The organism is Ruegeria sp. CDSC045 (genome assembly GCF_059610725.1).
In genome coordinates, this window is record NZ_JBXWOE010000001.1 from 645,474 (window position 1) to 665,615 (window position 20,142).

Sequence of the window (20,142 nt, forward strand, 5' to 3'; positions counted from 1 at the left end):
GCGGATCACTCCGCCGGTTCAGCCTCGTCCAGTTGCGCGATCCGCGCCCCCGATTTGTTCGAGGTCACTACGCCCAGAGATTTCAACTTACGATGAAGCGCGCTGCGTTCCATGCCGACAAAGCTGGCGGTGCGGCTGATATTGCCCCCGAACCGGTTGATCTGGGTCAGCAGATATTCACGCTCGAACGCCTCGCGAGCTTCGCGCAACGGCAAGGTCGCCAATGCCCCGGACAGCACGACGCGACCTGATTCATCGGCTTTTTCTTCTTCGTTTGGCAGCTCACGCGCTTCGATCGGGCCCGTACCGTCACCCAGAATGAGCACCCGTTCGATCAGGTTCTTAAGCTGACGCACATTGCCCGGCCAGGTCATGGTCTGCAGCAACGCGACAGCTTCGTCTGAAATCTCGCGCACCGGCAGGCCCTGGGATTCATTGCACATTTCAATAAAAAACTCGGCAAGAACCGGAATATCCTCGCGCCGATCTTCTAGCGAAGGCACCGAAATAGGCACAACATTCAGACGATGATAGAGTTCTTCCCGAAAACGATCAGCGGCGATTTCTGCATCAAGGTCACGATTGGTCGAAGAGATCACCCGCAGGTCGACCCGGACCTTGTCGGTACCTCCAACCCGTTGAAACTGTTGATCAACCAGAACCCGCAGGATTTTTGACTGGGTTCCCATGGGCATATCTGCCACTTCATCAAAGTAGACGACGCCACCATGGGCCTCTTCCAACAGGCCTGCCTCAACCCCGCGTTCGGTGGTTTCACGGCCGAACAGAACCTCTTCAACGCGCTCCGGCTCGATCCCGGCACAGTTCACGGTCACGAAGGGCGCATTTGCCCGGTTCGATTCTGCATGGATATAGCGCGCGGCGATTTCCTTGCCTGAACCGGCAGGGCCTGTCAGCATCACACGCCCGTTGGACTTGGTTACCTTGTCCAGTTGGCTCTGCATTGCCCGGAACGAGGCCGATTTGCCGATCATATCCGAGCTTGTGACCTCTTTCCGCTTTAGCGAGGCGTTTTCGCGGCGCAGGCGCGAGGTTTCCATCGCGCGGCGGATCACAACCATCAGCTGGTCGATGTTAAAGGGCTTTTCGATAAAGTCATACGCCCCCTGCTTGATCGCAGCGACAGCGATTTCGATATTCCCGTGGCCCGAAATGATCACCACCGGAATGTCTGGGTTGTCGCGCTTTACAGTCTTCAGAATATCAATCCCGTCCATCCGGCTGTCTTTCAGCCAGATATCCAGGATCAAAAGCCCCGGAGGTTCGGAATTGATGGCTGCCATACACTCGTCCGAGTTGCCAGCCAGCCGGGTGGAATAGCCTTCGTCCTCGAGAATATCGGACACAAGCTCGCGAATATCACGCTCGTCATCTACAATCAGAATGTCGCTCATCTTTGGCCTGCTTTCAGTTTGTTTGTATCAATTGCCTGCTTTTTCGGCGCTGAATTTGAGGAAGTATTGCTCCCGGGCAAACGGATCACGGCCATTGCGCCAAAATGGTCCTGTCCGTCAAATACGGGGGCGTCCTCAAGTGTCAGCACCCCGCCATGTTCTTCGATAATCTTTTTGACGATCGGCAGCCCCAACCCGGTGCCCTCGTCGCGTGTGGTCACGTAAGGCTCAAACAGCCGCGCACGATCTTCCGGCAAGCCGATACCGTTGTCGGCAATGGTAATTACCGTGCCCGCATCGTCGCCGATCACAGTAACCTTGATCTGAGGCTTGAGGTTCTCAGGTGCCCCTTTTTGTTTCAGCGTTTCAATCGCTTCGCCTGCATTCTTGATCAGATTGGTCAGCGCCTGATTCAGCATTGTTGCGTCTACATCACCTGAAATCGGCTGATCTGGAAGCATCGCTTCGATTTCGACATCCGGCTGACCGGCTTGCTGCAAAAGAACTGCCTCGCGCACCAACCCCACCAGATTCTCTTCGTGCCGATCCGGTTCCGGCATGCGCGCAAACTTTGAAAATTCATCCACGATCCGCCGCAGGTCATTCGTCTGGCGAACAATCACATCAGTCATGGATACAAGGATATCGCAATCATCCTCATCCAGTTTGGACGAAAACTTTCGTTTGATCCGCTCGGCGCTCAGCTGGATCGGGGTCAAGGGGTTCTTGATCTCATGTGCGATGCGGCGCGCCACATCACCCCAGGCTGCCATTCGCTGTGCACTGACCAGATCGGTCACGTCGTCAAAGGCAACCACATAACCTTCAAGCCCGCCATCTTCGCCGCGGCGGATCGCCATGCGGACCAACAGGTTTTCCAAATGGCCTTTTCGCGTGACCTTGATTTCACCCTGCACAGCCTCTTGCCCGCTGTCCTTGAGACTTTCGAACAAAGGCATGAATTCGGGCACCGCAATTCCAATGGCAAGATGTTCCTCTCCACGGGACCAATCCAACAGGCGTTCGGCGGATCGATTCACAAACGTCACGCAACCATCAGGGTCGACACCAACAACACCAGATGTGACCGAGGTCAAAACCGAATCGAACAGCCGACGCCGGCGTTCGATCTGCCGTGTGTTCTCCAAAAGAGTATCGCGCTGCCCTTTCAACTGTCGGGTCATCTGATTGAAATAACGGCCCAGCATCGCAATTTCGTCATCGGTGGCTTCTTCGATAACCTGAACGCCCAGATCGCCTGCCCCGACACGCTGCGCAGCGGTGGTCAGGCGTCCAACCGGGCGCGAGAGACGCTCGGCGAACCACATTCCCAGCGACACTGCGGCCAGGATCAGGATCACGGCAAAACCCAGATAAAGCAGGCCGAATTCAAACAATACCCGTCCGCGTTCACTTTCAAGCTGTTGATAGAACTGAACTGTTTCCTTGGTATCGTCCAGCAGCGTCAGCAACTGCCCGTCCACTTCCCGGCTGACATAGAGATACCGATCAAGATAAGCCTTCAAAGGCACAAGCGCCCTGAATTCACTGTTTTGCCAATCGGCAATGATCAGCAATTCACTCTCAGTCGCTTGGGCCATCTGTTCAGAGGTCGGCTTTTCGAAGTTGAACAGATAAGAGCGATCCCCCCGGGATCGGATTTCACCATTTCCATCAATGACATAGGCCTCACGCAGACCGCGCTGGATTTGCGCCTGCCCTTGCGCCAGAACCTCTCGCAGTTCAGCATCGGAAATATAGAAATCACGCGTCCGGGCATTGTCCAGAAAAAGCGCCAATACGACGGCGTCCTGAGTCAGGCCCTCTCGGTGTTCCTGTTCATAAGCTTCCGCAGCAGTAAGCGAGGATCCGACAACCTGCCTTACGCGGTCGGAAAACCAGCCCTCAAGACCAATATTCACCGTCAGACCGGCAAAGATTGCAACCGTGACTGTCGGCACCAGAGCCAACAGCGTGAAAGCTCCGATCAGTCGCAGGTGCAAACGGGACCCCGCGGATTTGGCCCGGCGTGCTGCAATCAGGTTGCCTACCTGACCCAGAACCAGCGCCGCAACCACGAGAACATAGACCAGATCCGCAAGCAGGATCAGGCGCAATGAGGGCGCGGTTGCCCCCAGATCGAATGGACCAATGACCAGATAGGTGGTCAAAGCCAGCACCGGGCCCAGCAAAACCAGACCCAAAGTTCCAAAATTGCGCAGCCTTCGGGATTTTCGCCACCGATTGACTGATAAAATCAGCCCGCTCTGTGCTCGGGTTGCCACCGTCTGCCCTCATCCTGATGTGCCGCTTGCGCGACTTACCGCCATATGTCGTGGTCGTTGCCCGGTCGAAACCCGGATGCCACGCTTTGTGTGGCGATATTACATCAGTTTGCGCCGCCGTGTCACCTGAATATCGAGCTCTGTTATCTTTTTGCGCAGCGTATTCCGGTTAATCCCTAGAAGATCAGCACATTTTGCCTGATTTCCCCCGGTCGCATCCAGGGCCAGTTCAATCAAAGGCGCCTCAACCTCACGCAAAATACGCTGATACAGCCCCGGAGGTGGCAACATATTTCCATGTAGATCGAAATAGCGGCGCAGGTGGCGTTCGACCGAAGCCGAGAGCTTTTCGCGTTCTCCATTGCCCAGCACCGGCTCGGCTTCGGGTTGGCTGCCCAGCACCGACTCGACCTCGGTTTTGGAGATTTCATCGGCGCGGCTGGTCAGGCTCAAACGACGGACCGCATTTTCAAGCTGCCGTACATTTCCGGGCCAGGAATAGCGCCGTACCAGCTCGACCGCATCCGGACTGAACCAGCGTTTCGCGCCATGTTCGCGTTCTTCACGCGCCAGAAAATGATCGGCAAGCAAGGTGATATCATCGACCCTTTCGCGAAGGGCCGGAACATGCACTGTCGCACCGCAAAGGCGATAATACAGGTCTTGCCGGACGCGCCCGTTCTCCATGGCTTCGGTCAGGTCCGATTGGCTCGTAGCCATGAACCGAGGAACATGATCGCCTGGAGTGTCCATCATCCGAACGAGACGCGCCTGTAGTTCGTCATCAATATCCGCGATCTCGTCGATAAGCAGCGTACCGCCCCGCACCCGTGCCATGACGCGCGCCGGGCCTTCAAGATCCAGCAGGTCGGCGGCAGTGGCCGTTACAAATGGCAGCGTCCTGCGATCGGAAAAATCATGTATCGCTTTGGCGATCAACGACTTGCCCGTTCCACTCTCGCCCGAAATCATGACCGACAGATCGGTATTCATCACCCGCGCCACCAAGCGATACAGCGCCTGCATCACTGGTGTCCGCCCCACCAGAGGCAGCTCTTCCGGACGCTCTTGGGACGTGTTACCGGCATCTGACGGCGTGCGCTGTTTCTGTTCCAGCGCGCGCGCGGTACGCTTCATCAAATCCGGCAGGTCGAAGGGTTTCGGCAGATAGTCATAAGCTTCCGCCTCGGCTGCCTGGATGGCCGTCATGATCGTGTTTTGCGCCGAAATCACGATGACCGGTAATCCCGGTCGGTCCTGTGCGATTTTTGGCAACATCTCGAGCCCATTGCCATCCGGCATAACTACATCGGATATGACCACGTCGCCTTTGCCCTCGGCCACCCAACGCATCAAAGTGGTCAACGACGAGGTTGCATGCACCTTACACCCAGCGCGTGTCAGGGCCTGTGTCAGAACGGTCCGAATTGTGCGGTCGTCATCTGCAACCAGTACTGTTCCATCCATCAGGTGCTTTCCTTATTCTTGCTCTTTCCGGCGATTTATTGACTATTTCGCGTCACGCGGCGCGCGCCTCAGAGAGATGCGAAATTCCGTTCGTCCCGGAACCGACTCGGCCGAAATCCAGCCGTCGTGGTCCGAAATGATCTTGCTGACCAGCGCCAGCCCCAGGCCGGTGCCGTTTTCCTTGCCCGACACAAACGGGTCGAATATCTCGCCCCGAATCTTCTCCGGCAGACCGGGGCCGTCATCGGTCACTTCGATTTGCAGTGGCAGAGAATGACCTGACCCGTCGCTGCGTCGCAGGCGGAAAGAATGTTCAAAATACGTCCTTAAACGTATGGTTCCCCCTTTAGGGTCAGCGGCTTCCGAGGCATTCTTTAACAAATTCAAGATGACCTGCAGAAACTGATCCGGGTCGCCATAAGCAAGTGGCAACGACGGGTCGTAATCCTCGATGATCGTCATATGGGCACCGAAACCCAACAGGGCCGACCGCCGTGCCCGATCCAGCACGTCATGTATGTTGACCGGTTTGAAATCGGGCTCAGAGAGATTTCCGAATTGTTCAACCTGCTCCAACAGTTTTACGATACGGCGACTCTCTTCGACAATAAGATCTGTTAATTCAAGGTCTTGCTGCGAGATATTCATGCTGAGAAGCTGCGCCGCGCCGGTAATTCCTGCCAGAGGGTTCTTAATTTCATGCGCAAGCATCTCGGCCATGCCGATCGCCGATTGCGCAGCAGATTTCACCGTGTTTCCACGGGTCATACGCCCAGCAAGTTCACGCGGCGTGATGATCATGATCATTGACCCCGGATGTCCGACAAGCGGCGCGATCTGAAGCGCACATTGCAACGGCGCGCGGTTGCCTGACCCTACATCCACATCGTTCACAAATAGTGGCGTACCTTGCTGACGCGCTCTCAGAAACGATTCTTCTAATGGAGCGTCCACGGCAATCTGATCCCAGACGGGATGCCCGATCACGGATTTGCGCGAGGCATTCAGGAACCCTTCACCGGCGGAGTTTATGTCTGCGATCCGGTCATCTGCATCTATGACAAAGGCAGGAACGGGCAGCGAGGTCCAGATGCTGTGATCCGAGGTCATGCCGCCACCTCTGCATCACTGCCAAGCGCAACACTCAGCAGGTGCATCACCTCATCCGTGTTGCGCGATGTCAGCACCGCCCGGCGCAACGGGGCCGGTGTTCCAGCCTCATCCATATACCAGCCGAGATGCTTGCGAGCGACGCGCAGGCCCAGATCCAAACCATAAAACCCCAGCATGGCCTGATAATGGGCACGAACCATGTCGATCAGATCACTACCAGCGGGAATGACTGGCGCCTCTGCCCCGTATAACTCATGCCCCATCTGCGCCAGAAGCCACGGTTTACCCTGCGCCCCGCGCCCAACCATAACCCCATCGGCGGCGGACTGATCCAGCGCTATGCGTGCAGCGCTAGAATCAACAATGTCACCATTCGCAATCACCGGAATCGAGACCGCTTCTTTGACCGCCCGGATTGCGCTCCAATCGGCATGCCCTTTGTAGAACTGGCAACGTGTGCGGCCATGGATCGTGACCATTCGTATCCCAGCATCCTGCGCCCGCCTTGCCACATCGGGCGCGTTCAGCAATTTGTCATCCCATCCCAACCGGGTTTTCAGCGTCACGGGCACGTCCACGGCGCTGACAACGGCGTCGATCAATGTCAGCGCGTGGTCAGGTGTCTTCAGTAGGGCCGAGCCCGAATATCCATTTGTCACCTTCTTGGCCGGGCAGCCCATATTGATATCAATCACGCGCGCACCCCGATCAGCGACCTGGCGGGCCGCCTCGGCCATCCAATACGCCTCGCGTCCGGCAAGCTGGACGGCAGTGTTTTCCACATCCGCAGACAGCTCGGCCCGTTCGCGCACACCGGGTTTGGCCTGCACCATTTCCTGGCTAGCCACCATTTCGCTGACCACCATACCGGCACCAAAGCGCATCACCAGATCGCGAAACGGGCGATCAGTGATTCCGGCCATGGGCGCCAGTAGTACGGGCGGGTTCAAATCTTTGTCGGCAAGTCGCAGAGTCAACGTGCTTAATCCTTGAGCAGTTGCAGCTTTGATATCGAATTGAGTGCATATGAACAACAAAACGGCCATGAATAAGCATGCAAAATCATCTTTTGCCTATTTTTTAAGCAGATGAAACCGAGTGATTGCCTCTGCTTTCACCGCACCCTAAACATTGCCCTTAACTCGTCGGAGAGCACGACACATGACGACCGCAGCTATCATTGTCGCCGCAGGACGCGGTCAACGCGCCGGAGGCGGCACACCAAAACAGTGGCGCCATCTGGCAGGTCGTCGGGTGGCCGACTGGACCATCGACCGATTCCGCAGGCAAGTCGATCACATCGTCCTTGTGCTTTCGAAAGAGGATGCCCCCGCCTGGGAAGAATTTGAAAGCGCCGGTCTGATCCTCGCTGAAGGCGGGTCAGACAGAGCAGGATCGGTGCGCAGCGGGTTGTCGGCGTTGAACGGGATGAATGTGACCCGCGTCTTGATCCACGATGTCGCACGTCCTTGTGTCAGCACCGAGATCATTGGTGCCGTTCTGGCCGCTCTGGACAATTTCCCCGGTGCCGCACCTGGCCTTGCGGTGACGGACGCCTTGTGGACAGCAAGCGACACTATGGTCACTGGCACGCAGGATCGATCCGGGTTGCATGCAGCGCAAACCCCGCAGGGATTTCACTATGACGCAATCGTCGCTGCCCACACCGCGCATCCCGGAGGTTCAGCGGATGACGTGGAAGTCGCGCGCGCCGCCGGGCTGGACGTCTGCATCGTGCCGGGCGATACGGACAACCTGAAAATCACCCGACCCGAGGATTTTGCCAGGGCGGAACGCATATTGGGAACGGATATGGATGTAAGGCTGGGGAACGGCTACGACGTGCATCGTTTTGGTGACGGGGATCACGTAATCCTGTGCGGTATCAAAGTTCCGCATAACCGATCGCTTCAGGGGCATTCTGATGCGGATGTCGGTATGCACGCAGTCACCGATGCGATTTACGGAGCATTGGCACAAGGGGATATCGGACAGCACTTTCCGCCCTCAGATCCCCAATGGAAAGGCGCGGCAAGCGAAATTTTCCTGCGCCACGCGGTCGAGTTGGCCGGGCAGATGGGATATCGTATCTCGAATGTCGACTGCACGCTGGTCTGCGAATACCCCAAGGTCGGGCCTCACGCCGCGGCCATGCGGGCAGAGATGGCGAAGATCATGGAATTGCGCCAGGATCAGATTTCGGTCAAGGCCACAACCTCCGAGCGTTTGGGTTTTACCGGGCGTGGTGAAGGAATTGCTTCTATTGCAACAGCTTGTTTGGTGAAATCATGACCGTTGCACAACTGATTGGCACTGTTTGTGGCGTCGGATATCTGCGACCCGCCCCCGGCACCTGGGGGTCTTTGGTTGCCCTGCCCTTGGTATGGGTTCTGCATACTCTGGGCGGCTTCCCCTTACTGGCGGTCGCGACAGTCGCGGTGTTTTTCGGCGGTCTGTGGGCCACGCGGGTGTTGACCGCCGGGCAAGAAGACCACGACCCTTCCGAGATTGTGATTGACGAGGTCGCAGGTCAGTTCCTCGCGCTTTGGGCGATATCCTATCCGAGTTGGGCGCACGGGATCGACATTACGGCGCTGTGGCCAGGTTGGGTAACTGGGTTTGTACTGTTCCGCCTGTTCGACATCCTGAAACCCGGCCCCGTGGGTTGGGCCGACCGGCGCGGCGATCCGATGGGCGTTATGCTGGACGATGTGATTGCCGGGGTATTCGCGGCCATAGGCATCATGTTGGCCGCCGGGTTCAGCCACGGAGTTCTGGGGTTGTGACCGTTTCCGACCTGCTAGAAAGCGCCAAAGCGAAAGGGGTGATGATCACCACCGCCGAAAGCTGCACTGGCGGGATGGTCGCTGCGGCTCTGACCGACATCCCCGGCAGCTCTGCGGTCGTTGAGCGCGGTTTTGTGACCTACACAAATACTGCCAAACAGCAAATGTTGGGAGTCCGCAAGGAATCATTGGATGCCCATGGCGCGGTTTCTGAACAGGTCGCGCGCGAAATGGCCGAGGGTGCCTTGCGGAATTCACAGGCGCATCTGGCAGTTTCGGTTACCGGCATTGCAGGCCCGGGCGGATCCGAGTTTAAACCCGAAGGCAGGGTATGTTTTGGTGTGGCCGGTGACGGCATACCACCCATGACAGAAACCGTCGAATTCGGCGCATTGGGCCGCGATCGGGTGCGCCGCGCTGCGCGGGATCACGCGCTGGCACTGCTGTCAAAGGCACTTTTCAGCACTGCCCAATAATCGGGCATGCTCGACAATTTGACGCCCAATTAATCAACTCTTCAAAAAAGGCCCCTGAAATAGGCTGCTTTTTTGGGCTCTGCCTCTTTTTTCCCCAGTCGCAATCCGCTTCAAGCCCCGCCACGCATTCTGAAAAGGAGAGTGGCTGATGAATGGAGCCGATACCGCCTGGATCATAGTAGCAACCGCACTGGTCCTGTTCATGACACTTCCGGGCCTGGCCCTCTTCTATGGCGGCCTTGTACGCGCCCGCAACGTGCTGAGCGTGTTCATGCACTGCTTTAGCATCGCCTGCTTGATGAGCATTCTCTGGCTGGTCGCAGGATATTCCATCGCCTTCGGCCCCGGTGAAAGCGGGATTTGGGGTGGGTTGGGCAAGGCCTTTCTGAATGGTGTTGATGCCGACAGCTTGGCCGGCACCCTGCCCGAAATTCTGTTCTTTGCCTTCCAGATGACCTTTGCCATTATCACCCCCGCCCTGATCGTCGGTGCTTATGTCGAGCGGGTTGGCTTTGGCTTTGTTCTGACCTTCTCTGCCCTGTGGATGCTGCTGTGTTATGCGCCCGTGGTCCATTGGATATGGGGCGGCGGAATGCTGAGCGATGGCGGCATTCTGGGCGAGATTGGTGTGCGAGATTTCGCCGGTGGCATCGTGGTGCATGAAACGGCAGGTCTGGCCGCATTGATCATTGCCGTTGTACTCGGCCCGCGCCGCAATCGCACGACGCCTCCGCATAATCCGGGCTATGTCATGATCGGCGCCGCAATGCTGTGGGTCGGCTGGTTTGGGTTCAACGGCGGCTCGCAACTGGCGGCAGATGGTGGTGCGGCGATGGCGATGACCGTGACGCATCTTTCGGCGGCCACTGCATCTCTGACCTGGGCCTTGTGGGAGAAAATTCGCTTTGGCAAAGCCTCGATGGTGGGTCTTGTGACCGGGACCATCGCTGGTCTGGCCTCGATCACCCCGGCGTCGGGCTTTGTCGGCCCGGTTCAGGCGCTGATCATCGGCGGAGTCGCAGGTATCCTGTGTCAGGAAGCGGTCTATGTCATGCGCAACATTTTGAAAATCGACGACACGCTGGACGTGTTTGCGGTGCATGGCGTTGGCGGCATCTTTGGCACAATCATGATCGCCCTGTTCGGCATGGGTACCTGGACCGCACAGCTGGGCGGTCTGGCAATCGTGGGTATCTTTACCGCGGTGGTGACCTTTGTGTTGATCAAGCTGGTCTCAGCCATCACGCCGCTGCGTGTGGATGCCGAGACCGAGACCAACGGCCTTGACCTGTCGGTCCACGGCGAACGCGCCTATGACATGAGCAGCTAAGCGCATCACATTGTGCAAGCTGACAGCGGGCCCCATTCGGGCCCGCTTTTCTTTTGCCTGCCCTCTCGACTCTGGCAGCAGCAGCAGGCTATCAGCCCCGAAGGTTTTTCAGCTCAGAGGTCCCGCCATGATCCCCAGTTCCTTTCCCGACAGCACCGAAATCGCCCGTCTGACCGCGCGGATGCTACTGGAAATCAAGGCTGTTCACTTCAATTCGCGCGAGCCATTCACATTGGCCAGCGGACTGCCCAGCCCGACCTATATCGACTGCCGAAAGCTGATCTCGTACCCGCGCATCCGGTCTACTCTGATGGATTTCCTGACCGTTACAGTGATGCGGGATGCGGGCTTTGAAGCGTTCGACAATATCGCTGGCGGCGAAACTGCGGGCATTCCCTTTGCCGCGATGGTCGCTGAACGCATGGCCCTGCCGATGACATATGTGCGTAAAAAGCCCAAAGGCTATGGACGAAATGCGCGGATCGAAGGCGCGATGAGCGAGGGAGAACGCGTGTTGCTGGTCGAGGATTTGACCACCGATGGCGGATCCAAGCTGTCCTTCGTCGATGCGATCCGCGAAACCGGCGCGACCTGCGGGCATACCGCGGTGATTTTCTATTATGGGATCTTCCCAGAAACCGAGAAAACTCTGGGTGATCATGGGGTGAAACTGCATTCGCTGTGCACCTGGTGGGATGTTCTGGCCGAGGCCAAAGCGCAGAAAGCCTTTGATACGGAAACACTTGACGGTGTCGAAGCCTTCCTGAACGACCCGCGCGGCTGGCAAGAGACCAACAAACCTTCCTAAACCTGTTGTGGATGGATTGGGGATAAGCGCCAAAGAATCGGCTGAGCATATACGATATCTGGTGACTTTTCCCCGCTTTCCTACATAATAGGCCAAGCACACCACATCGTCCAAACTGTCTGGAAAGTTATCCCTAGGCCTTACCCCCAGTTAGCCACAGGTATTTCCAGATAGCTTGCAAAGGCGTTTCGCGTGTAGAACCTCGGGACGGGCAGCGGGGACAAAATGAACGAGATAAGCAGCATCGAGCAGGCAGCGGCACAGATCCAAAACGCCGATACCATGCCGCATTCTATAGAGGCTGAACAACAGCTTCTGGGTGCGATCCTGACCAATAATGATCTGTATGACCGGGTCGCCTCGATCATCGGAGCCGAGCATTTCTATGATCCGGTCCATGCGCGTATTTACGAGGTCGCCGCGACCCGTATCGCCAAGAACGCGCTGGCCTCGCCCGTCACGCTGAAATCTTTCATGGCCGAGGATGAAGGCCTGAAGGAACTGGGCGGTCCGGCCTATCTGGTCAAGCTGGCCGGGGCCTCGATCAGCGCCTTTGCGGTGCATGACTATGCCCAGATGATCTATGATCTTGCCATCCGGCGCGAGTTGATCCGGCTTGGCCGCGATATCTCGGACAAGGCGGCGCGGGTCGATGTGGCGAGCGAGCCCAAGGAACAGATCGTTGAGGCTGAACAGCAGTTGTATCAGCTGTCTGAACAAGGCCAGACAGAACAGGGGTTTCAATCCTTCCTCAAGGCGGTCACCGAGGCTGTCAACGTCACCAACGAGGCCTATCAGCGCGGTGGTGGAATGGCCGGGATTTCCACCGGTCTGACCGATTTGGATAAACAGTTGGGTGGCTTGCACCCGTCCGACCTGATCATTCTGGCCGGGCGTCCGTCGATGGGGAAAACCTCATTGGCGACAAACGTGGCGTTCAACGTGGCCAAAGCGTACAAGCGCGGGCTGAAACCCGACGGCACCGAAGGCGCGATTGACGGCGGCGTTGTCGGGTTCTTCTCATTGGAAATGAGCGCCGAGCAGTTGGCGGGCCGGGTTCTGGCCGAAGCCTCGGAAATCTCGAGCCACAAGATCCGCCAGGGTGACATGACCGAGGGTGAGTTTCGCCGCTTTGTTGATGCGGCCAAGGAGTTGGAAGCCTGCCCGCTGTTCATTGACGACACCCCGGCACTACCGATTTCACAGCTCGCCGCGCGTGCACGGCGGTTGAAGCGGACTCACGGTCTGGACCTGCTGGTGATCGACTATCTGCAGTTGTGCCGCGGCATGGCCGAAAACCGCGTCAACGAAATCGCTGAGATTTCGATGGGTATGAAAGCCATTGCCAAGGAACTGAACATCCCGGTCATCGCATTGTCTCAGCTATCCCGGCAGGTTGAAAACCGAGACGACAAGCGCCCTCAACTGTCCGACCTGCGGGAATCAGGCTCGATCGAACAGGATGCTGACGTGGTGATGTTCGTGTTCCGCGAGGAATACTACAAAGAACGTGAAAAGCCCGGCGATCATGAGTTGGAGAAGATGGAAGAGTGGAAGCAGGCCATGGAACGCCTGCACGCCAAGGCCGAAGTAATCGTTGGCAAACAGCGCCACGGCCCCATCGGTACGGTCGAGCTGTCCTTCGAAGCACAGTTCACCCGCTTTGGGAACCTCGTCAAACCCTGGCAGCAGGACGGTCAGATCGAAGGCTACTGACCGTCACCAAAGGTCAGGTCGGTCAAACGCGCTGACACAGCGTGACGGCCCCACTATCGGATCAGCATGTGAACCAGACAGAGATTGCCCTAGCCATCCGATCGGCTGGCTAAGCGGCATTGGCGGCTGCGCGAATGCCTCAGAAATGGGCAGGAAACCGGTTTTGCCGTAATATGACGGATCTCCGTAGGTTATTGCAAAATCGACGCCTTGGGCCCGCAGTTGGTCCAGACCAAAGGTGATCAGCTTCTGCCCGACCCCACCCTGTTGCCGATCCGTCCGCACGGCCACGGGCGACATCAGAAACACCCGTCGCGGATCCTGATCAAAGGTCAGGCGCGAGAACATGATACATCCCAGAAGATCACCCCCATCAGTCGCAACACATCCCTGCAGATCCTGATCGGGCTCGGTTTTCAGCAATTCCCTGATCAAAGATTGAATGGCCCGTCCTTCCTCGCCCCCCTCTGAGGCAGAGAACACATCGTAAAAGAAATCAGGCAACCTACTGCTCTGGTTTTTGTACCCAAACGAGAGTTCAATCATGTTTTCATCCCAACAGGCCCCTTTGGGCATTAGTGAACGATCACCTTGACCCGATCATGGTTGACCACGATGTGCGCACAATAGTGATTTGGCGCCCTCAGATGTTCAATACGCAGATTTACGCTGTTTCAACCCGCTTCCCGGCCTCAAGGTGCCGTTATGCGCAACGTACAGGTCAATTATCGCTGCGACCCCCCTTGACCTGACGCGATCCAATGTCATGAACAGACGCATGAGTACTGCACGCTTAACGATCAATCTTTATACGCTGGCCAGCAACTGGCAGGCGCTTGATGCAAAGACGTCCTGTGAAACGGGTGCCGTGGTCAAGGCCGACGCCTATGGCCTGGGCGCTGGTCCTGTCTCTGCCGCACTTGCTGAAGAAGGTGTCAGAAATTTCTTTGTCGCGGCTGCCGAAGAAGGCGCTGCCGTGCGCGAGGCTGTCGGGCCCGACGCAACGATAAGTGTTTTTTCCGGGCATATGGAAGGCGACAGCGACCTACTGCTCCAACACAATTTGACGCCATTGCTGAATTCGTCCGAACAGTTCCGCCGCCATCGTCAGGCCTTGCCTGAACACGCCTTTGGAATCCAGTTGGATACCGGCATGAATCGCTTGGGGATTGAGCCTGCGGACTGGGCCGCGTTGCGCACCGAGATTGAGCCGCTTAATCCGTCGCTGGTGATGTCGCATCTCGCCTGTGCGGATGAGCCTGACAACCCGATGAATCGCCACCAACTGCGCGTGTTCCACGAATTGACCGATGGAAGTGCGGCCCCCAGATCGCTTGCGGCCACCGGCGGTATCCTTCTGGGCAGCGACTATCACTTCGACCTTTGCCGTCCCGGTATCGGGATGTATGGCGGACAACCCTTTGCCGATGCGAAACCCGTCGTCACCGTCGACCTTCCGGTCATTCAGGTGCGCGAGGTCGAGCCCGGCGAAAGTGTGGGATACGGCAATAGCTGGGTCGCGCGGCGCAAATCCCGTATCGCCACGGTTGCGGCCGGGTATGCGGACGGGCTTCACCGCGCTATCGGAGGCGGCATTGATGCCTTTGTGGCGGACAGGCCCTGCCCTGTCGTTGGCCGGATCTCAATGGATCTGATCACCATCGACGTAACGGATCTGCCCGAGGATCCGGAACGCCTGCGTATTCTCAACGGTCACCAGACAGTAGATGATCTGGCCGAGGCCGCCGGCACCATCGGGTATGAAATTCTGACATCTCTAGGCGCGCGCTACTCTCGGGGCTATATCGAATGAACCCTCTTTCAATGCTGGGCGGGTTGGGACGTACAGCCCTGTCTTTGCTTGCAAATTTCGGCAAGGTCGCTCTGTTCTTTGTGGACGCGATTTCACATATTTTCCGCCCCCCCTATTATCCGCGCGAATTTGCGGTCGCTTTGATGAATATCGGTTGGATGTCCCTGCCGGTGGTCGGCCTGACGGCGATATTTACTGGCGGTGCATTGGCGCTTCAGATCTATGCAGGTGGTGCGCGTTTCAATGCCGAAGCTGTGGTGCCACAAATCGTAGCGATTGGCATGGTGCGCGAGCTTGGGCCTGTTCTGGGTGGTCTGATGATTGCGGCGCGGGTCACATCCTCCATCGCCGCCGAAATCGCGACCATGAAAGTGACCGAGCAGATCGACGCGCTGGTAACTTTGTCCACCCATCCGATGAAATACCTCACCGCGCCGCGGGTGCTGGCCGCCGTCATCACAGTGCCGATTCTAGTTGCGGTTGGCGATGTGATCGGCATTGCGGGCGGATATATCGTGGCGACCCAAAGCCTGGGCTTCAACGCCGCGGCCTACCTGCAAAACACCATGAATTTCCTCGAATTTCATGACATCGTCTCCTCGCTTACCAAGGGCGCGGCCTTTGGCCTGATCACTGCGACCATGGGCTGCTACTACGGCATGAATTCGGGCCGGGGCGCGCAGGGCGTTGGCGCTGCGACCAAATCTTCGGTCGAGGCTGCCGCAATCATGATTCTGGCTGCAAACTTCGTTCTGACAGGGGTGTTCTTCTCGATATGATCCGGATGGAGAATGTACATAAAGCCTTTGGGTCCAATCAGGTCCTCAAAGGCGTCAATATCGAGATCCCCAAGGGCACCTCGATGGTCATCATCGGCGGATCGGGCACCGGCAAATCGGTGGCACTGAAATGCGTTCTTGGCCTGATCAAACCCGATAGCGGCACGGTCTATGTAGACGGTAAAGACGCCACCAAAGGCGACCGCGATGCCTTTCTGGCCCGGTTCGGAATGCTGTTTCAGGGCGGTGCGCTGTTCGACTCGCTGCCCGTCTGGCAAAACGTCGCCTTCCGCCTGCTGCGCGGCTCGCTCAAACGTCCCGTGGACGAGGCGCGCGAGATCGCCGTCGAGAAACTGCGCCGCGTGGGCCTGAAAGCGGATGTGGCCGATCGTTTCCCGGCCGAACTGTCGGGCGGTATGCAAAAACGCGTGGGCCTGGCCCGCGCCATCGCCGCCGAGCCCGAGATCATTTTCTTCGATGAGCCCACCACCGGCCTTGATCCCATCATGTCCGGTGTCATCAACGACCTGATCCGCGAGATCGTTACCGAAATGGGCGCCACCGCGATGACCATCACCCACGACATGAGCTCGGTCCGCGCGATTGCCGATAACGTCGCTATGCTGCACGGAGGCGTGATCCAATGGACCGGCCCCGTCGGGCAGATGGACGCCTCGGGCGACCCCTATGTGGAACAGTTCATCAGCGGTAGTGCTGAGGGGCCGATAGAGGCGGTGCGTTAGACAGGCGCACCTTTCCTTTCTTGTTTCAAGTTCTCGTAGGCTTCTTTTACATAATCTAGCCGCAGCAAATATTTCCCACGCGGGACCACAAAATCTGGCGTCTGAATCCGGGCAAGCGCCAATGTTTGACCCAGATGAGTTCCCGAAAACAGAACGTAATTGGGATCTTGCCCTGAAAATCGATTGTAAATTTTTCCACCGAACCAACGCGCCCTGCGTTGCGCCTGCAGCGCTTCCTGGAGGCGAAAATGCATTACGCCAAACAACTGTTCGCGATCAAATGGCATAATGTCTGCAGCGACACTTCCCGCTGAAAGAACCCCCGCGAGGCCAACAGCTATAGCCTCGCTAACCCCCTTCTGGGTTGGGGACGGGCCTTCGACAATTTTTATAACAGGTTCAGCCATATAAATTTTTTCGTAAACAAAGTGATGTGTATCAATAGCGTTTCGGATATCGGTATAGGCACAATACAGACTGAGGTTAAATATTCACCTTATCGAAAAGTTCCGAAGAGTATCTATAATGACCCTCCGCCTCGTCACCCTCTCTCTGCTGATCCTCTACCCCATCGCGTGGTTCGCTCCGCTGATGCGCGCGGGATTTCTGCCCATCTTCGGCCTCAGCGAAATCAGCGTCATCACCGGGCTCCAGTCCCTTTGGAAGTCCGATATCTTCCTCGCGCTGATCGTCACCGTCTTTGCCCTTTTTGCCCCCTATCTGAAAACCATCGGCACCGCCCTGATCCAATGGGACCTGCTGGATGCGCGCGTTCAGCCGGCGCTGAACATCCTCGGCAAGCTGGCGATGGCCGACATTTTCCTGATCGCGCTCTATATCACTCTGGCCAAAGGCATCTCTTACGCGACCATCGAAACCGCATGGGGGCTTTACCTGTTTACGGCCTGTATTCTGGCCTCAATCGCCCTAGGTATTATTACCGAGATGACATCCAGATCACGAAATCATCAGACCTAATTGATTGAAAACACTTATCTGAGTATCATCTTAATATTTCGAGCAGCCAGTTTCTTGTAGTGATCGGTCCGTAGCGGATCAAAATTTATGTTCAACCTTTGTCCGCTTCGGCCCGATATGTATCGGTTTGAGAAGGAGATCGTCGAACATGACCGCACTCCACACGTTAACATTACAGTTTCAAAACGCATTTTTACGACTGACATTTTTTCTGATTTGTTCCGCGGCTTTTCTGGCCGTCGCAACCACTATGCTATCCGCCCTGGGCGTGCTGCCATGGCTTTCCATGCAAGCCGGACTGGCAGGCGGTACCATCATCGACGCCGGGATCTATGTTCAGATTGGCCTGACCGCTCTGATCCTGATGCTGGCCTTCTACCTTCCTGCGAATGCCCGGATGATGGCCCTGGAAAACGCGCACCGTAAATTTGCGCTGAACATGCACGACATCGCCCATGCCTATCAGCTGGCCCATGCGCAGGACCGCAGCGGGGCATTTATCCTGTCGTCCGAATTTGATGCGGTCAAAGAGCGGATGGCCTTCCTGCGCCAACATCCCAACCTACAATCGCTCGAACCAGAGATTCTGGAGCTGGCCGCGCAGATGAGCCAGATCAGCCAAGAACTGGCCGAAACTTACGGGGATACCCGCATCGCCCGTGCCCGCACATTCCTGCAGCAACGCCAGGAAGAGATCGAACTGTTTCAGCAACGGCTGGAAGAGGCGCAAACCATTCAGCACGAGCTGCGCCAGTGGACCCATGATGTTGAAATCGAAGAATCCATCGCTCGTTCTCAGCTAACCCGCCTGCGCGACGAACTTTTCGAACTGTTGCCGGAATTGTCAGCGCAACTGCAGCAGCCCAAGGACGGTGCATCGAAGCCGTCGAGCGTCATAGCTATGTCGCCACCTCGCGCCGCCGAATAGGCGCGACAGCGCCCGCCATGGACGATGGCCCAAACGGGCCTGAGGATATGGCGCGCTACCGGTGGAGATGAAGGCCCACGAGGGCTTGAAGAACCGCCATTCCTCGGGCACCAAGGGCGCCATGGCAAAGACAACTTTTTCATGCTCGGCCTGCGGTGCCACTCATTCACGGTGGTCCGGGCGCTGTGACGGTTGCGGTGAATGGAATTCCATCACGCAAGACGTACCCCTTTCGGCTGGCCCGGCCAAAAAATCCCTCGGCGGCAAGCGTGGCCAGTCCATCACACTCACGGACCTGTCGACCGAGGAAATTCCCCCTCCCCGCACGCTCTGCGGGGTCGAGGAGCTGGATCGCGTGCTGGGAGGCGGACTCGTCCCCGCCTCGGCCTTACTGGTAGGTGGGGATCCGGGCATCGGCAAATCCACCCTTTTGCTGCAGGCCGCGGCCCGGTTCTCGCGTGCGGGTGTGAAAACCATTTACGTCTCGGGCGAGGAAGCCAGCGCGCAGGTTAGGATGCGCGCGCGCCGGTTAGGGCTTGAAGATGCGCCTGTGCAACTGGCCGCCGAAACCAACCTGCGTAACATCCTCACCACGTTGGAAGCCGAGAAACCCGGTCTCGCAATCATCGACTCAATTCAAACCATGTGGGCCGACAACGTCGACAGCGCACCGGGTTCAGTGTCACAAGTCCGCGCCGCAGCACATGAATTGACCACGTTTGCGAAACGACACGGAGTTTCAATCATCATGGTTGGCCATGTCACCAAAGATGGTCAGATCGCTGGCCCCCGCGTGGTTGAACACATGGTCGATACCGTTCTTTATTTCGAAGGCGAACGCGGGCATCAGTTCCGCATTCTGCGCGCGGTCAAGAACCGGTTTGGTCCAGCCGATGAGATTGGCGTGTTCGAGATGACAGGCAAGGGTCTGGCACAAGTCACAAACCCGTCGGCCCTGTTTCTATCTGAACGCGGCAAGCCCAGCCCCGGATCGGCCGTATTTGCTGGTATCGAAGGGACACGGCCGGTTCTGGTCGAGCTTCAGGCGCTGGTTGCCCCATCCCCCCACTCTCAGCCTCGCCGAACCGTCGTCGGCTGGGACAGCGGACGGCTGGCAATGATCCTTGCCGTGCTCGAAGCCCGCTGCGGCATCCCCTTTGCCGGGCTCGATGTCTATCTCAACGTCGCAGGTGGGCTTAAAATCACCGAGCCAGCCGCGGACCTTGCCGTTGCTGCCGCGCTACTCAGCGCGCGCGAGGACACAGCCCTGCCAACGGACACCGTCGTTTTCGGAGAAATCTCGTTGTCCGGGGCACTTAGACCGGCCCCTCAGACAGAAAACAGGTTGAAAGAAGCCCAAAAACTTGGTTTCACATCCGCCATAGCTCCGGCAGGCGGGAAAACCGGTACTGTGGCAGGTCTGACACTCACCCGGCCCTCTGATTTGGTAGGGTTTGTTGGCGAAACCTTCGGAGCAGGTTAAGGTAACGCCTTGAGGGGCAGAA

Annotated in this window: 19 protein-coding genes; 12 read left to right on the forward strand and 7 right to left on the reverse strand. The window is 57.4% G+C overall.

The window, feature by feature from the left end:
* Positions 1–5: 5 nt before the first annotated feature.
* The 5 genes from ntrX to dusB all read right to left on the reverse strand — a co-directional run bounded on the left by ntrX (position 6) and on the right by dusB (position 7,257).
* Entirely contained in the window at positions 6–1,415 is a 1,410-nt protein-coding gene (gene ntrX, locus AC2FH6_RS03205; RefSeq protein ID WP_496675862.1) for a nitrogen assimilation response regulator NtrX, read from the reverse strand.
* Positions 1,412–3,700 (reverse strand): sensor histidine kinase NtrY-like, encoded by a 2,289-nt coding sequence (locus tag AC2FH6_RS03210; protein WP_496701150.1) that lies wholly within the window; start codon positions 3,698–3,700, stop codon positions 1,412–1,414. The genes ntrX and AC2FH6_RS03210 overlap by 4 nt, the downstream gene beginning before the upstream one ends.
* Before the next feature lie 99 nt (positions 3,701–3,799).
* Positions 3,800–5,167, reverse strand: coding sequence for a response regulator (locus AC2FH6_RS03215; RefSeq protein ID WP_282021919.1), 1,368 nt, complete (start codon positions 5,165–5,167; stop codon positions 3,800–3,802).
* Positions 5,168–5,209: 42 nt separating this feature from the next.
* A complete protein-coding gene (locus AC2FH6_RS03220; RefSeq protein WP_496701154.1) occupies positions 5,210–6,277 on the reverse strand; it encodes a two-component system sensor histidine kinase NtrB in 1,068 nt (355 codons plus the stop codon).
* The gene (gene dusB, locus AC2FH6_RS03225) at positions 6,274–7,257 is read right to left on the reverse strand and encodes a tRNA dihydrouridine synthase DusB (RefSeq protein WP_496695622.1); all 984 of its coding nucleotides are present in this window, start codon (positions 7,255–7,257) and stop codon (positions 6,274–6,276) included. The genes AC2FH6_RS03220 and dusB overlap by 4 nt, the downstream gene beginning before the upstream one ends.
* Positions 7,258–7,441: 184 nt before the next feature.
* Here dusB and AC2FH6_RS03230 point away from each other — a divergent pair, with 184 nt between their 5' ends.
* The 6 genes from AC2FH6_RS03230 (at position 7,442) to AC2FH6_RS03255 (ending at position 13,396) form a co-directional block, all read left to right on the forward strand.
* A complete protein-coding gene (locus AC2FH6_RS03230) occupies positions 7,442–8,572 on the forward strand; it encodes a bifunctional 2-C-methyl-D-erythritol 4-phosphate cytidylyltransferase/2-C-methyl-D-erythritol 2,4-cyclodiphosphate synthase (protein ID WP_496701156.1) in 1,131 nt (376 codons plus the stop codon).
* Positions 8,569–9,066, forward strand: a complete 498-nt coding sequence (locus AC2FH6_RS03235; RefSeq protein ID WP_496701157.1) for a phosphatidylglycerophosphatase A family protein — start codon at positions 8,569–8,571, stop codon at positions 9,064–9,066. The genes AC2FH6_RS03230 and AC2FH6_RS03235 overlap by 4 nt, the downstream gene beginning before the upstream one ends.
* Positions 9,063–9,542, forward strand: a complete 480-nt coding sequence (locus tag AC2FH6_RS03240) for a CinA family protein (protein WP_496695626.1) — start codon at positions 9,063–9,065, stop codon at positions 9,540–9,542. Before AC2FH6_RS03235 ends, AC2FH6_RS03240 begins: the two co-directional genes overlap by 4 nt.
* 148 nt (positions 9,543–9,690) lie before the next feature.
* Positions 9,691–10,872, forward strand: coding sequence for an ammonium transporter (locus tag AC2FH6_RS03245; protein ID WP_496701158.1), 1,182 nt, complete (start codon positions 9,691–9,693; stop codon positions 10,870–10,872).
* 127 nt (positions 10,873–10,999) lie between these two features.
* Entirely contained in the window at positions 11,000–11,680 is a 681-nt protein-coding gene (locus AC2FH6_RS03250) for an orotate phosphoribosyltransferase (RefSeq protein WP_496695630.1), read from the forward strand.
* A gap of 225 nt (positions 11,681–11,905) precedes the next feature.
* On the forward strand, positions 11,906–13,396 hold the full coding sequence (locus AC2FH6_RS03255; RefSeq protein WP_142633499.1) for a replicative DNA helicase: 1,491 nt from the start codon (positions 11,906–11,908) through the stop codon (positions 13,394–13,396).
* Positions 13,397–13,399: 3 nt separating this feature from the next.
* Here AC2FH6_RS03255 and AC2FH6_RS03260 read toward each other — a convergent pair whose 3' ends face one another.
* Positions 13,400–13,942 carry a GNAT family N-acetyltransferase gene (locus AC2FH6_RS03260; protein WP_496701160.1) on the reverse strand — a complete coding sequence of 181 codons (543 nt, stop codon included), beginning with the start codon at positions 13,940–13,942 and terminating at the stop codon, positions 13,400–13,402.
* 232 nt (positions 13,943–14,174) lie between these two features.
* On the opposite strand from AC2FH6_RS03260, the gene alr reads away from it, so the two are divergent.
* The 3 genes from alr to AC2FH6_RS03275 are packed head-to-tail and all read left to right on the forward strand — an operon-like array spanning position 14,175 to position 16,731.
* Positions 14,175–15,209, forward strand: a complete 1,035-nt coding sequence (gene alr / locus AC2FH6_RS03265; RefSeq protein ID WP_496701162.1) for an alanine racemase — start codon at positions 14,175–14,177, stop codon at positions 15,207–15,209.
* Positions 15,206–15,988, forward strand: coding sequence for an MlaE family ABC transporter permease (locus AC2FH6_RS03270; protein ID WP_142633494.1), 783 nt, complete (start codon positions 15,206–15,208; stop codon positions 15,986–15,988). Before alr ends, AC2FH6_RS03270 begins: the two co-directional genes overlap by 4 nt.
* Entirely contained in the window at positions 15,985–16,731 is a 747-nt protein-coding gene (locus AC2FH6_RS03275) for an ABC transporter ATP-binding protein (protein WP_496675882.1), read from the forward strand. The genes AC2FH6_RS03270 and AC2FH6_RS03275 overlap by 4 nt, the downstream gene beginning before the upstream one ends.
* Here the strand turns inward: AC2FH6_RS03275 and AC2FH6_RS03280 are convergent.
* Positions 16,728–17,138 carry a hypothetical protein gene (locus tag AC2FH6_RS03280; protein ID WP_496701164.1) on the reverse strand — a complete coding sequence of 137 codons (411 nt, stop codon included), beginning with the start codon at positions 17,136–17,138 and terminating at the stop codon, positions 16,728–16,730. The two genes, AC2FH6_RS03275 and AC2FH6_RS03280, sit on opposite strands and share 4 nt — an antisense overlap.
* A 118-nt stretch (positions 17,139–17,256) precedes the next feature.
* Here AC2FH6_RS03280 and AC2FH6_RS03285 point away from each other — a divergent pair, with 118 nt between their 5' ends.
* The 3 genes from AC2FH6_RS03285 (at position 17,257) to radA (ending at position 20,120) form a co-directional block, all read left to right on the forward strand.
* A complete protein-coding gene (locus AC2FH6_RS03285) occupies positions 17,257–17,709 on the forward strand; it encodes a paraquat-inducible protein A (RefSeq protein ID WP_271947376.1) in 453 nt (150 codons plus the stop codon).
* A gap of 148 nt (positions 17,710–17,857) precedes the next feature.
* Entirely contained in the window at positions 17,858–18,637 is a 780-nt protein-coding gene (locus AC2FH6_RS03290) for a DNA repair protein (protein WP_142633486.1), read from the forward strand.
* A 121-nt stretch (positions 18,638–18,758) separates the two neighbouring features.
* The gene (radA, locus tag AC2FH6_RS03295) at positions 18,759–20,120 is read left to right on the forward strand and encodes a DNA repair protein RadA (RefSeq protein ID WP_496700467.1); all 1,362 of its coding nucleotides are present in this window, start codon (positions 18,759–18,761) and stop codon (positions 20,118–20,120) included.
* Positions 20,121–20,142 lie beyond the last annotated feature (22 nt).

Excerpts from the sequence above, each read along its gene's own strand:
- ntrX (WP_496675862.1), bottom strand. The coding sequence starts at position 1,415 with ATGAGCGACATTCTGATTGTAGATGACGAGCGTGATATTCGCGAGCTT.
- AC2FH6_RS03215 (WP_282021919.1), bottom strand. The coding sequence starts at position 5,167 with ATGGATGGAACAGTACTGGTTGCAGATGACGACCGCACAATTCGGACC.
- AC2FH6_RS03220 (WP_496701154.1), bottom strand. The coding sequence starts at position 6,277 with ATGACCTCGGATCACAGCATCTGGACCTCGCTGCCCGTTCCTGCCTTT.
- AC2FH6_RS03230 (WP_496701156.1), top strand. The coding sequence starts at position 7,442 with ATGACGACCGCAGCTATCATTGTCGCCGCAGGACGCGGTCAACGCGCC.
- AC2FH6_RS03235 (WP_496701157.1), top strand. The coding sequence starts at position 8,569 with ATGACCGTTGCACAACTGATTGGCACTGTTTGTGGCGTCGGATATCTG.
- AC2FH6_RS03245 (WP_496701158.1), top strand. The coding sequence starts at position 9,691 with ATGAATGGAGCCGATACCGCCTGGATCATAGTAGCAACCGCACTGGTC.
- AC2FH6_RS03250 (WP_496695630.1), top strand. The coding sequence starts at position 11,000 with ATGATCCCCAGTTCCTTTCCCGACAGCACCGAAATCGCCCGTCTGACC.
- AC2FH6_RS03255 (WP_142633499.1), top strand. The coding sequence starts at position 11,906 with ATGAACGAGATAAGCAGCATCGAGCAGGCAGCGGCACAGATCCAAAAC.
- AC2FH6_RS03260 (WP_496701160.1), bottom strand. The coding sequence starts at position 13,942 with ATGATTGAACTCTCGTTTGGGTACAAAAACCAGAGCAGTAGGTTGCCT.
- alr (WP_496701162.1), top strand. The coding sequence starts at position 14,175 with ATGAGTACTGCACGCTTAACGATCAATCTTTATACGCTGGCCAGCAAC.
- AC2FH6_RS03270 (WP_142633494.1), top strand. The coding sequence starts at position 15,206 with ATGAACCCTCTTTCAATGCTGGGCGGGTTGGGACGTACAGCCCTGTCT.
- AC2FH6_RS03275 (WP_496675882.1), top strand. The coding sequence starts at position 15,985 with ATGATCCGGATGGAGAATGTACATAAAGCCTTTGGGTCCAATCAGGTC.
- AC2FH6_RS03280 (WP_496701164.1), bottom strand. The coding sequence starts at position 17,138 with ATGGCTGAACCTGTTATAAAAATTGTCGAAGGCCCGTCCCCAACCCAG.
- AC2FH6_RS03285 (WP_271947376.1), top strand. The coding sequence starts at position 17,257 with ATGACCCTCCGCCTCGTCACCCTCTCTCTGCTGATCCTCTACCCCATC.
- AC2FH6_RS03290 (WP_142633486.1), top strand. The coding sequence starts at position 17,858 with ATGACCGCACTCCACACGTTAACATTACAGTTTCAAAACGCATTTTTA.
- radA (WP_496700467.1), top strand. The coding sequence starts at position 18,759 with ATGGCAAAGACAACTTTTTCATGCTCGGCCTGCGGTGCCACTCATTCA.